The following is a 12,417-nucleotide window of genomic DNA, read 5'->3' as shown; positions in this document are numbered from 1 at the left end:
AGGAGGGGCGCGGTGGCGGAGGCGGAAGACACGATAAATCGCAGGGCCAGGGGTCTCGACCGGGCTTTCGAAATTCTCGATTTCCTGCGTTTGCAGCGTCAGCCCTTGCGCCCCAACGAGATCGCGCAAGGGATCGGCGCGCCGCGTTCGTCGGTCTATGAGCTCGTCAACCTGCTCGTCCGCCAGGGGGTCATCGAGTATCGCGGCGATGACGGCCGCGTCTTTCTCGGGCGCAAGCTCTATTTCCTCGGCGCGGCCTATGCCGAACAGTTCGACCTGATGCGCGAAAGCGAGCATCTTCTGGCGCGGATCGCCGAGGAGACGCGCGAGACGGCGCAGATGTGCCAGCTCGAAGGCAACAAATATGCCGTCGTTCTGATGAACGAGGGGAGCCGCCCGTTCCGAATCTCCACCAATATCGGCGAACCGGTCGCCATTCCGTGGACCGCATCCGGCCGTCTCCTGGTGGATCACATGAGCGACGAGGAGATCCTGGCCTTCATACCGCAGGAGGATTTCGTCCTGCCGGATGGCACGCGCCTCGAGCCCTCCGAATTCATCGCTCAAGTCCGCAAAGCCAAGAAGGAAGGCTATTTCACCTTCAACAGCATCGTCGACAGCTTCACCCATTGCTTCGCCGTCCCGGTCTACGACGCGGAAGCGGTCTGCATCGCGACGCTCTGCCTCGTCGCACCGAAAGAGGACGGTCTGCGCAACCGCGAGGCCTATCTCCGCGTGCTGATCGACGGAGCTGGCGAGCTCTCCGAGAAGCTTGGCTATCGCAGTGACAGGGAGGCTTCTGCACGAGCGGCTGCCGGACGGTGACAGCCGCCTCCGCATTGGTGGTAGGTCGCTCTTCTCTCTATTCCGTTCTAAGCGAGCGGCCGCTTTCCGGATCGAACAGATGCAGGGCCGTCTCGTCGAAGGTGAAGGCATGAGCCGATCCCATTCCGACTGCCGTGCGCGGCGGCAGGCAGGCGGTGATGTGCTGTCTGCCGACTGTGGCCGTGGTCACGAGTTCCGGCCCTGTGAGTTCCACAACCTCGACATGCGCGGTCAATCGCCGAACCTCTGACCCGGCTGCGAGCCGCAATGCCTCCGGTCGAATGCCGACCTTCACGCGCCGTCCGGCCGAGGCGGCCCCGTTAAAGGCTGCCGGCAGGGGAAGCACCTCCTCGCAACCGTCGAGCTTCAGGCCGCTTGCGGTCACCTCGGCGTCTAGAATGTTCATCGGCGGCGAGCCGACGAAGCCGGCGACGTAGAGTGTTGCGGGGCGGTCGTAGACCTCTTCCGGCGTGGCGAGCTGCTCGATGCGGCCGTCGCGCATCACGGCGATGCGGGTTGCGAGCGTCATCGCCTCGATCTGGTCGTGGGTCACATAGACGACCGTCGTCTTCAGCATCTGGTGCAGGCGTTTGAGTTCGGTGCGCATCTCCATCCGGAGCTTGGCGTCGAGATTCGACAGCGGCTCGTCGAAGAGGAACACCTCGGGATTGCGCACCAGGGCCCGGCCGATCGCGACGCGCTGACGCTGGCCGCCGGAAAGCTGGCCCGGCTTCCGGTCGAGCAGGTTCTCGATCTGCAGCAGCCTTGCGGTGTCGCGCACCGCCTTGTCGCGCTCGGCCGGCGGCACGCGGCGCATTTCGAGGCCGAAGCCGATGTTTCGGGCGACGCTCAGGTTCGGATAGAGAGCATAGGACTGAAACACCATCGCGATGTCGCGATCCTTGGGATGGACTCCGAGGACCGAACGCTCGCCGATCAGGATGTCGCCGCCGCTCGGTTCGGCAAGCCCGGCAATGATGTTGAGCAGCGTGGACTTGCCGCAGCCGGAGGAACCGAGCAGCACGAGGAACTCGCCGCTTTCGAGCGCGATGTAGATGCCCTTCAGCGTTTCCACTTCGCCGTAGCGCTTGTGGATGTTGCGGATTTCGAGAGCGCTCATCGCCTGGATTCCTCGAGAAAGGCAGAAAGGGGCTTGCCGTAGCGGCGCGGAAGGGTGGAGATCGCTTCCGAGGCGATCGCAACCCCGGTCTTGAGGCAGGCTTCGAGCGGCATGTCGGCGGCGAGTGCCGCCAGGAAGCCCGCATTGAAGACGTCGCCGGCGCCGATCGTATCGACTACCTGAACCTGCGGCGCGGGCACGGAAAAAATTCCGCCGTCCCGATCGATGGCGAGCGCTCCATTGGGGCCGCGCTTGACGACGACGATGGCGTCCGCAGGCATTTCGCCCTTCAGGCTCAGCGCGGCTTCGGCCGGGTCGGACAGACCCGTAAGCGTGGTCGTCTCCACCTCGTTGAAGAGGGCGCAATGACAGCGTTTCAGCCAGCCGAGCGCCTTGAGCCGGTTGGTCTCCGTCCAGCCCTCGAGCGGCCACCCGGTGTCGAGACCCACGGCAATGTCGTGGGCGTCCGCCCAGTCGAAAAGCGCGTCGTAGGCAAGGGTGAGCGCGTCCGTCAGGAAGGAACCGGAAAGCAGCGCATAGCCGCCTCGAAGTCGGTTGCCGTCTAGCATCGAGTGCACTTGCGGGAAGCTGAACAGCGGCAGGTGGCCGCGCGTCGTGAAGAAGGTGCGTTCGCCGTCCGGGTGGGTGATGCCCACCGAAAGCGTCGTGCCGACCGCTTCCACCGGCCAGTCGTGCGAGCGCTGCCCGAACGCCTCCTTCAGCCAGGTGCCGAACTGATCGTTGCCGACATTGGCCGCAATCACATAGTCCACGCCGAGCGAATCCCAGGCAAGAGCGTTGTTGCCGGCGCAGCCGCCGACGCGCAGTTCGTCATGATCGACGATGACCTCGGTGCCGGGCTTCGGCCAGGGCTCGGCCGGGCCGAGTATCAGATCGACGTTGACGTTGCCGATGGCTGCAAGCGGACGCATCGTCATTCGCTCCGGGTGACCTTGGTGGATCGCACCGGCGTCCCGGCGTTTTCGACGCGGGCGTCGGCAAAGGCGACCATCAGGGATTGCGCGACCGGAAGCATAGCGAGGATCGCGGCCATGCCGGCCGCCGGCTTGAAGGGGATTGTCGTGGCACCCGCGGCCGGAGGCTCGCCCGATGCGTCGAAGACGATAACCGGCGAGCCGGCTTCGGCTGCCGAGGTTGCCATGGCTCCGACGAGCTTGGCGGTCGGATCGGCGGCGCGGAAGAGGACGACGCCGACAGGAGGCCCCAGCATTTCCATCGGTCCGTGGCGCAACTGCCCGCCTTCGAGCGAAAAACAGGGCAGACGTGAGAGTTCCGTAAGCCCAAGGGCGATCGCTTCGGCGAGACCCTGCAGCTTGCGGCCGGAGGTGACGATCGCGCCGACATCGGCGAGCGTTGCGAGCGCGCCGTCGATTGCCGGCGCCTCGGGATCCTTGAGGGCGTGAAGTGCGTCGGCCGGATCGGCGCCGAGGGCGGCGAGGACCGCCAGGTGCAGCGCAAAGGTCACCGTCAGGCTGCGCGTGGCCGCAAAGGCCCGCTCCGTCCCGCCTGATCCCACGAGCGAAGGCACGGCCTTGGCCAGGAATGCGTCCTCTTCGAGCGTCAGCCCGAATGTCTCGCTTGTGCCGCCGTCCGTTTCGCGGAACCAGCGCAGCACTTCCGCGCTTTCGCCCGATTGCGAAGTGACGAGAACGGTCTTGCCTTCGATCGATAGCGGTGCGCCGAGTTGTTCGGAAAGCGGGACGGCGACCGCCTCGATGCCAAGGGCGCGATAGAGCGGTTCGACGGCGCGGCCGACGGCATGCGAACCGCCCATGCCGAGAAGCAGAAGCCGGCCCGTCGCTTTGAGCGATGCGGCGATCCGCTGCGCTGTGGCCGTCGCTCCCTCGTAGGAAGCGATCGCGTCGGCATGCTGGCGCGCCATCTCCCGGTCGATTGCAATGAGCCCTGCCGGGCGGTCCTTCGATATGCTCATGGTCATCCCTTGACGCCGCCGCTGGTGAGCCCGGAAATCAGGGCTCTTTGCATGATAAGGCCGATCAACACCGGAGGCAGGGCGGCAAGGACCCCGGCGGTTGCTATCAGCCCGTAATCCGAAACACGGCCGCCGGCGAGGTCGGCGATGGCGACCGTGAGGGTCTTGGCGCGCTGGTCGGAGGTGAAGAGCAGCGCGTAGAAGAATTCGTCCCAGGCGAGCAGGAAGGCGAAGAGCGCAGAGGTCGCCATGACAGGGGCGGCAAGCGGCAGCGTCAGGACCCTCAGGATCTGGTCCAGCCGCGCGCCGTCGATCATCGCCGCGCTCTCGATCTCCCGCGGTATGGAATCGAAGCCCGATTTCAGGAGCCATGTCGTGAAAGGGGCGAGAATGGTGAGGTAGACGAGCGCCAGGCCGAAGACGGAATTGAGCAGGCCGAAATAGGCAAGACCCATATAGAGTGGCACGGCAAGGGCGACAGGCGGCAGCATATAGGTGGCGATTACGGCATAGAGCGACCAGGCGACGGACGGCGTGCGCGACACGGCCCAGGCGGCCGGAACGGCAACGACCACAGCGGCGAGCGTCGCCATTCCGGCGACCTTGAGGCTGTTCAGGAGCGAGGCGATGAAGGCCGCACCGGCACTGTTCTCGACAGCCGACAAAAGCGTGCGGTACCGCGAGAGGTCGATGTCGCTCGGCCACCAGGCCAGCGGTTTGGCACTGAGGTCCGCGGCAGGCGAAATGCTCATGATCAACAGCCAGGCGACCGGCGCGAGGATGACGACGGCCAGAAGCAGGGCACTCGCATGGATGAAGACGGAAAAGAGGGGGCTTTGGCGTTCCATCACGAAGCTCCGGCGGCCTTTCGAAGGAGCGCCGCATAGGCGGCGGCAAGAATTGTCACGAGCAGGGTGACGATGAGTGCAAGCGACGCGCCGGAGCCGGCGCGCTGGAAGGAAAACGCTTCCTGATAGACGAGGATCGAGAGCGTGCGCGTGCTGTTTGCCGGTCCGCCGCGCGTCATCACCCAGATGATGTCGAAGACCTTGAATGCCTCGATGGTCCGCAGCACCAGCGCCACCAGCAGCGGGCCGGCGAGATAGGGCATGATGACGAAGCGGAAACGGTTGAACGGACCGGCCCCATCGACGAGTGATGCAGCGGTGATGTCGCGCGGCACGGCCTGGAGCGCGGCGAGTGCGATCAGCGCCACCAGCGGAAAGTTCTTCCAGCAATCCGCGACGATCAGCGCGGCGAGCGCTGTTCCCGGCTCGCCGAGCCAGGAGCGATAGCTGTCGAGGAGGCCGAGCTGCGTCAGCGCGGCATTGAGCGCGCCATATTCCGGATTGTAGATGAGCCGCCAGAGGGTCGCGTTGACCACCGTCGGCAGTGCCCACGGCAGGATCATCAATGCACGAAGCGCCGTTCGCCCGCGGAATTGCTGGTTGAGAAGGAGCGCGGCAAGGACGCCGAGCACCATTTCTGCGGCAACCGAAATGACTGCGAACCAGGTCGTGGTGACGAGTGCCCGCTGAAAGTTCGATCCGGTCAGCATTTTGTAGTAGTTCGCCGGTCCGATGAAACCGCCCTCGGTGCCGACGAGCTTCGCATCGGTGAAGGAGAGCCGAACGGTGTCGACGAGCGGCCAGCCGATGACGGCGGTCATCACCACGAGGAGCGGCAACATCAGAAGCCAAGCGCGCGTCGAAATCCAGGAGCCGGTCATGAATGGAAACCTCTTCTTCGGTAGCTACCGGCGATACGCAATCAGGACCCTCATTCCTGTGCCTCTCACAGGAAACCAGCCAGCCCAGGTTCCTGGGCTGAAAGCTCCTTCAGCGCCGCAGACGCGGCGCCGAAGGATCGCTGTGACAAGCACAGGGATGACGAGGAAACGCCGTCGCCGCACCGACCGCGCGCTGGGGCGCCGGCCCGGACGGCGAACGCGTCCGCGACCGACCGAGCCGTCATCAGAGACCGCTGTTCTCGGCGGCACTCTTCAGGGCATCTTCCGCAGAAGACTGGCCGAGCAGTGCTTCCTGGATCGCCTGCTGCAGGGCGGTCGAAAGCTCCTGATATTTTGGCGTCGTCGGGCGCGGATACATGGCGGCAAGTCCGCGCTTGGCGGCAGCGATCAGTTCCTCCTGGCCCTTCGTCACTTCGGGGTCCTCATAGGAGGAGGCCCAGATCGGGAGGCTCAGCTTGGCATAGTCGTTCTGCGTCTCCTGCGAGGTCATATGGACGATGTATTTCCAGGCTTCTTCCGGGTGCTTGCTGGTCGCGGTGATGCCGAGCCCCATGGAGCCGTTGACCGCCGAAACCTCGCTCTTGCCGGCAGCGCCCGGGGCCGGAACGACGCCCACCTTGCCGGCCACCTTGCTCTCCTTGGGATCGTTGGCGAGATTGTACATGTAGGTCCAGTTGAGCGCGAAGGCGGCTTCGCCGTTCTGGAAGACCTTCCGTACATCCTCCTCGAGGAATTCCTTCGAGTTCGGGTTGGTGAGCCCCGACGTGTAGCTCGTTACCATGTAGTTCAGCGCATCGAGCCCGCCGCCGGTGGTGAAGGCCGGCTTGCCGCCGTCGAGGAATTTGCCGCCATAGGCGCTGACCAGCGTCGTGTAGTCGCAGATCGCCGCTTCCGCCTGAGACCAGCTCCAGGCGATCGGGCTTTCGAGCAACCCCTTGTCCTTGATCGCCTTGGCTTGCTCGGCAAGTTCCTCCCAGGTCTTCGGCGGTTCCTTGATGCCGGCTTTGTCAAGGATTTCCTTGTTGTAGAAGAGATACTTCGTGTCGAGGATCCACGGCATTCCGTAACGTTTGCCGTCATATTCCACAGTCGTCCATGCTCCCGGCAGGACGCCTTTGTTCATCTCGTCCGTGACGCGGTCCGTAACGTCGAGGAGGACGTTGTTGGTCGCGTATTCAGCAGGCCAGATCACGTCGAAGAGGACGACGTCATAGCCGCCGCCGGAACCCTGGGCGAGCACCGTCTTGTCGTGCAGTCCCTCATAAGGAACGAATTCGAGATTGACTTTGATGTCCGGGTTGGCCTTGGCGAAAGCCTCCGTCATGGCGCGCACATCGGCCTCGCTATAAGCGGCCTGTGCCATGAACAGCGCGTTCAGCGTCGTTTCGGCCTGGGCATGGCCGGTAAAGCCAGCCCCGATGAGCGTCGCGCCGATCAAAGCGTTGCGGGTGGATTTCAACATTGTCGCCTCCAGTAGCTGACCGTTGCAGTCTTCGCGGCGCGCCTGTCGCGCGCCGAACAGGAATTCCGCCGCTTCTCGCGGCCGCCGTCGACAAATCAAACCGGAGCGCTCGCGGGCATTTCGGGCCGCTTTCGTTCCCCCGAGGTTCTTCGACCTCTTAATAAGTCAATTGTCTTGACTTATTTCTTGTTCAATAGTCCAGATGTGTCAAGAGGATTTGTTCATGAACGAGATCCGCCCGATCCGGGCGAAGAGCGGCACCAATCAGGAAGGCGCGAGCGCACACAACCGCCGCGTCATGATCGACGCTCTGCGGCTGAACGGGCACTTGTCGCGGGCCGATCTGGCGCGTGCGACCGCACTCACCAAGCAGGCCGTTTCCAACATCATCGAGGAGCTCGAGAACGACGGGCTCGTGGCGTCGCTTGCCGCGGTGCGCAAGGGGCGGGGGCAGCCATCGACGCCCTATCGGCTGGTGCCGGAAGGCGCTTTTGCCATCGGTCTTCAGATCGACCGCCACGTGACGCGCACGGTCGCCGTCGACCTGATCGGCACAGTCCTCGCCCGCAACGAGGTAATCCTGCCGGCCGGCGGCCCTGAGATGGGTGTCGGGGCCATACTGACGTTGATCGACGAAACACGGCAGGAACTTTCGGCCATCGCACCGCAATCCAAGGACCGTCTCGTTGGTCTGGGTGTTGCTATGCCGGGCCCGTTCGGCGTCGACGCCGAGGCCGACGATCCCTGGATGATGGCTGCCTGGCAGAACTTTCCCTTGCTTGAAAGGCTCTCGGCGGGGACCGGTCTCGACGTGCGCCTCCAGAACGACGCGGCGGCGGCCGCGACCGCGGAAAAGATGGTCGGCGCTGCCCATGGAGTGGACCACGCCCTCTGCGTCTATCTCGGTTACGGGCTTGGAGCGGGGCTGATCCTCAATGGCGAACTCTATCGCGGCTCGCATGGCAATGCCGGCGAGATCGGCATGATTTTGAGCAGGCCGCGTGGCGGCGCCGACGACGGGAGGGCACCGCTGGAGCATCGCATATCGATCGCCTCGCTGTGCAAGATGCTCGAGATCGATCCCGCCGATGGCGATCTCTACGGCCGCATCGACGCCATCGCTTGTTCGAAGGATCGTCGCGTAGCTGCCTGGATCGCAGACGCGGCGTTCGAATTGCGGGCGACGATCCAGTTGCTCGAAACGGTTTTCGATCCGCAGACGATCATTCTGTGCGGCGGCATGCCGTCCGGGCTCGCCCGCCTTCTCATGGACGCTCTCCACCCGCTGCTGCCATCGATCGCCGAGCGGAGGCAACGCAGCGCGCCGCGGCTGCAACTGGGTTTCACGGACCCGTGGGCGGTTGCGATCGGTGCCGCGGCCGAGCCGATCAGTCGGACCTTCGATCCGCGTTTTTCGGCGATCCTGAAGACGCGGGCCGTGGGGTTGCCCTGACCGCTACCGGGGCCGCGAATCGTCCGCGGAAATGAGGATTGTTATTCTTACTTGAAATATTGCCGATATAGCGCTTAAATGCGCACCAGTCGGCGGGATCACATTTAACTGCTGCACGATTATTTGATTGCGTCTGCAACATTTCGCAGGCGGCTACTTTTTTATTTGCATGCCATTTTTATTATTTAAAATCAGAGGGATTGCGATATGTCTCTTCCCCATCTTCGGCGGCTCGAAGCCGAAGCGATCCATGTCATTCGAGAAGTTGTTGCAACATTCTCAAACCCGGTCGCGCTTTACTCGATCGGCAAGGACTCCTCGGTATTGCTGCACCTGGCGATGAAGGCGTTCTACCCCGCCAAGCCGCCATTTCCGTTTCTGCATGTAGATACCAAATGGAAGTTCCGGGAGATGATCGAGTTTCGCGACCGGATGGCGCGAGAGCTCGGCTTCGATCTCCTCGTTCACGTCAATCAGGACGGGATAGATCAGGGCATAGGCCCTTTTACCCACGGCTCCAACGTGCACACCCATGTCATGAAGACGATGGGGCTCCGGCAGGCGCTCGAGAAATACGGTTTCGACGCGGCGCTCGCGGGCGCGCGGCGCGACGAGGAGAAGTCGCGCGCCAAGGAACGCATCTTCTCGATCCGCAGCGCACAGCACGGCTGGGATCCGCAGCGCCAGCGGCCCGAGATGTGGAAGACCTACAATACGCGGGTCGGGCAAGGCGAGACGATGCGGGTCTTCCCGCTCTCCAACTGGACCGAATTCGATATCTGGCAATACATCCTGCGCGAAGAAATTCCGATCGTGCCGCTTTATTTCGCGGCCATGCGCCCGGTCGTCAAACGAGACGGCATGCTGATCATGGTCGACGACGACCGCATGCCCATCCAGCCCGAAGAGGAGGTTACCCGACAGCTGGTGCGTTTCCGCACGCTTGGCTGCTATCCGCTGACCGGGGCGGTCGAGTCCGACGCCGTCACCGTGCCCGAGATATTGCGAGAAATGCTGACGGTGCGCACGTCCGAACGGCAGAGCCGGCTGATCGACACGGATGAAGTCGGGGCGATGGAGAAAAAGAAGCGGGAGGGCTACTTCTGATGTCGTATGTTCAATCCATACCGCCGCATGACATTGAAGCGCATCTGGCCGAGCACGACAACAAGTCGATCCTCAGATTCATCACTTGCGGTTCGGTCGACGACGGCAAATCGACCCTGATCGGGCGGCTGCTTTACGATGCGAAGCTGGTCTTCGAGGACCAGCTCGCGAACCTCGGGCGCGTCGGCTCTTCCGGGGCCGCCAACGGCAAGGAAATCGATCTCGCCTTGCTTCTCGACGGGCTTGAGGCCGAGCGCGAGCAGGGCATTACCATCGACGTGGCCTATCGCTATTTTGCCACGTCCAAACGCAAGTTCATCGTCGCCGATACGCCCGGCCACGAGGAATATACGCGCAACATGGTGACCGGCGCTTCGACGGCGGATCTCGCCATCATTCTCATCGACAGCCGGCAGGGCATTCTCCAGCAGACCCGGCGCCACTCCTATATCGCCTCGCTGCTCGGCATCCGTCATGTCGTGCTCGCCGTCAACAAGATCGATCTCGTCGATTTTCAACAACAGGTGTACGAGGAAATCGTCGCCGACTACATGGCTTTCGCCAAAGAGCTCGGTTTTGCCAGCATCCGGCCGATCCCGATCTCGGCGCGCGACGGCGACAACGTCATCTCGGCTTCGGCCAATACGCCCTGGTACAGAGGCGCGGCACTGCTCGAATATCTGGAAACGGTAGAACTCGAGCCAACGGACCAGGCAAAGCCTTTCCGCTTCCCGGTTCAAATGGTCATGCGGCCGAACGCGGATTTTCGCGGCTACGCCGGGCAGATCTCCTGCGGGAGGATTTCCGTGGGCGATCCGGTCGTCGTCGCGAAGACGGGGCAGCGCACATCGGTCAAGGCGATCGTGACCTATGACGGGGAGCTTGCGACGGCAGGGGAAGGCGAAGCGGTGACGCTGGTCCTCTCTGACGAGGTGGATGCGTCCCGCGGCAATATGCTCGTCGCCCCCGGTGCCCGGCCCTTCGTGGCGGACCAGTTCCAGGCGCATGTGATCTGGTTCGATGCGAACCCGATGATGCCGGGACGAAGCTACATCCTGCGCACGGAGACCGACAGCGTCAGCGCGACGGTCACCACGCTCAAGCATCAGGTCAACATCAACAGCTTCATCCGTGAGGCGGCGAAGTCGCTGCAGATGAATGAAGTCGGTGTCTGCAACATCTCGACACAGGCTCCGATCGCCTTCGACGCCTACAAGGACAACCGGGCGACGGGCAATTTCATCATCGTCGACCGGGTGACGAATGCCACGGTCGGTGCGGGGTTGATCGATTTTCCGCTCCGGCGCGCAGACAACGTCCACTGGCATGCGCTCGAGGTGAACAAGAGCGCGCGCAGCGCCATGAAAAATCAGCTCCCTGCCGTTCTCTGGTTCACCGGGCTTTCCGGCTCCGGAAAATCGACCATAGCGAACGAGCTCGACAGGATACTCCACGCCCAGGGCAAGCACACCTACCTGCTCGACGGCGACAATGTACGTCACGGCCTCAACCGGGACCTCGGCTTTACCGAGGAGGACCGGGTAGAGAACATCCGTCGCGTGGCGGAGGTGGCCAAGCTCATGGCCGATGCCGGTCTGATCGTTCTCGTCTCCTTCATCTCGCCGTTCCGCGATGAACGGCGTATGGCGCGGGAATTGATGGAGGAGGGCGAGTTCATCGAGATCTTCGTCGACACGCCGCTCGACGAGTGTGCGCGCCGCGATCCGAAGGGGCTCTACGAGAAAGCGCTCGCCGGCCAGATCGCGAACTTCACTGGCGTATCCTCGCCCTATGAGACCCCGGAAAATCCGGAACTCCATATACGCACCGTCGGCCATGAACCGACCGACCTGGCGCTCGCGATCGAGGAATTCCTTGACCGCAGGATGGAGGAGAAATGACGCCCCTTTGCGAAATGCTGGAGCGCATAGCGCTCGATGCGGGTGCGGCAATTCTCGACGTCTACGACGCCGGTCCCCTAGTCTGCTACAAGGACGATCAATCGCCCGTCACCGAGGCCGACGAGCGGGCCGAAGCGATCATTCTCGAGAGACTTGCGGCGGCGTTTCCGCACATCCCCGTGGTTGCCGAGGAGTCTGTTTCCTCGGGCCGCGTTCCGGATATCAGCGGCGGCACGTTCTTTCTCGTCGATCCGCTCGACGGCACGAAGGAATTCATCAATCGCCGCAACGACTTCACCGTCAACATTGCCCTCATCGAGGGCAATGTGCCGGTTGCCGGCATCGTCTATGCACCCGCGCAGCGCTGTGCCTATGTCGCCGATGGCGGCAGGGCGGAAAAGCTTCTGCTCGATCCCGCATGGGCACTCGAGCACCGGCAGCCGATCCGCGTGCGGATGCGGGGTGCGGAACTGACGGCGGTCGCCAGCCGCTCGCACAACAGTTCCGAGACCGAGGCCTTCCTCACCGGCCATGGCGTCATGAACTACGCTTCCGTCGGCTCGTCGTTGAAATTCTGCCTGCTGGCGGAAGGCAAGGCGGACGTCTATCCGCGGTTCGGCCGCACCATGGAGTGGGATACGGCCGCCGGCGATGCGGTGCTGAAAGCTGCCGGCGGATCGGTCGTTCGCTTGGACGGCTCGCGCCTCCTCTACGGCAAGACGGTGCAGGAGGAGGACAGCGCCTTCGCAAACCCGCACTTCATCGCCTGGGCGGACATGTCCTTGCTGCACCTGTCCGGTGCCGAGGGGCTTCAGCCGGCTTACGCGCTGTTGTGAACAGCGAGA

The 12,417-nt window shown here is 63.3% G+C and carries 11 protein-coding genes; 5 read left to right on the top strand and 6 right to left on the bottom strand.

Annotated elements, in window-relative coordinates:
- Positions 1–12 precede the first annotated feature (12 nt).
- Positions 13–825, top strand: coding sequence for an IclR family transcriptional regulator (locus tag AC6CIG_RS22280; RefSeq protein WP_018097143.1), 813 nt, complete (start codon positions 13–15; stop codon positions 823–825).
- Between the two features lie 37 nt (positions 826–862).
- Here AC6CIG_RS22280 and AC6CIG_RS22275 read toward each other — a convergent pair whose 3' ends face one another.
- The 6 genes from AC6CIG_RS22275 to AC6CIG_RS22250 form a co-directional block, all read right to left on the bottom strand.
- Positions 863–1,945 carry an ABC transporter ATP-binding protein gene (locus tag AC6CIG_RS22275; RefSeq protein ID WP_437408736.1) on the bottom strand — a complete coding sequence of 361 codons (1,083 nt, stop codon included), beginning with the start codon at positions 1,943–1,945 and terminating at the stop codon, positions 863–865.
- Positions 1,942–2,883: a PfkB family carbohydrate kinase gene (locus tag AC6CIG_RS22270; RefSeq protein WP_437408737.1), complete on the bottom strand. Its 942-nt coding sequence runs from the start codon at positions 2,881–2,883 to the stop codon at positions 1,942–1,944. Before AC6CIG_RS22270 ends, AC6CIG_RS22275 begins: the two co-directional genes overlap by 4 nt.
- Positions 2,880–3,905: an SIS domain-containing protein gene (locus AC6CIG_RS22265; RefSeq protein WP_437408739.1), complete on the bottom strand. Its 1,026-nt coding sequence runs from the start codon at positions 3,903–3,905 to the stop codon at positions 2,880–2,882. Before AC6CIG_RS22265 ends, AC6CIG_RS22270 begins: the two co-directional genes overlap by 4 nt.
- The gene (locus tag AC6CIG_RS22260; protein ID WP_102764203.1) at positions 3,902–4,747 is read right to left on the bottom strand and encodes a carbohydrate ABC transporter permease; all 846 of its coding nucleotides are present in this window, start codon (positions 4,745–4,747) and stop codon (positions 3,902–3,904) included. The genes AC6CIG_RS22265 and AC6CIG_RS22260 overlap by 4 nt, the downstream gene beginning before the upstream one ends.
- Positions 4,747–5,628, bottom strand: a complete 882-nt coding sequence (locus tag AC6CIG_RS22255) for a carbohydrate ABC transporter permease (RefSeq protein WP_498323827.1) — start codon at positions 5,626–5,628, stop codon at positions 4,747–4,749. The genes AC6CIG_RS22260 and AC6CIG_RS22255 overlap by 1 nt, the downstream gene beginning before the upstream one ends.
- Positions 5,629–5,872: 244 nt before the next feature.
- A complete protein-coding gene (locus tag AC6CIG_RS22250) occupies positions 5,873–7,111 on the bottom strand; it encodes an extracellular solute-binding protein (protein ID WP_018097137.1) in 1,239 nt (412 codons plus the stop codon).
- A gap of 223 nt (positions 7,112–7,334) precedes the next feature.
- On the opposite strand from AC6CIG_RS22250, the gene AC6CIG_RS22245 reads away from it, so the two are divergent.
- The 4 genes from AC6CIG_RS22245 (at position 7,335) to cysQ (ending at position 12,408) form a co-directional block, all read left to right on the top strand.
- A complete protein-coding gene (locus AC6CIG_RS22245) occupies positions 7,335–8,564 on the top strand; it encodes an ROK family transcriptional regulator (RefSeq protein ID WP_498323825.1) in 1,230 nt (409 codons plus the stop codon).
- Between the two features lie 207 nt (positions 8,565–8,771).
- Complete coding sequence (gene cysD / locus AC6CIG_RS22240) at positions 8,772–9,671, top strand: sulfate adenylyltransferase subunit CysD (protein WP_018097135.1); 900 nt, start codon at positions 8,772–8,774, stop codon at positions 9,669–9,671.
- Positions 9,671–11,572 (top strand): bifunctional sulfate adenylyltransferase/adenylyl-sulfate kinase NodQ, encoded by a 1,902-nt coding sequence (nodQ, locus tag AC6CIG_RS22235; RefSeq protein ID WP_498323823.1) that lies wholly within the window; start codon positions 9,671–9,673, stop codon positions 11,570–11,572. Before cysD ends, nodQ begins: the two co-directional genes overlap by 1 nt.
- Complete coding sequence (gene cysQ / locus AC6CIG_RS22230) at positions 11,569–12,408, top strand: 3'(2'),5'-bisphosphate nucleotidase CysQ (protein ID WP_437408742.1); 840 nt, start codon at positions 11,569–11,571, stop codon at positions 12,406–12,408. The genes nodQ and cysQ overlap by 4 nt, the downstream gene beginning before the upstream one ends.
- Positions 12,409–12,417: the final 9 nt, after the last annotated feature.

The sequence above is a fragment of the Sinorhizobium sp. GQ132 genome (genome assembly GCF_059758575.1).
Note: the sequence above shows the minus strand (reverse complement) of the source record. Positions and strands in the feature narration are given on the sequence as shown.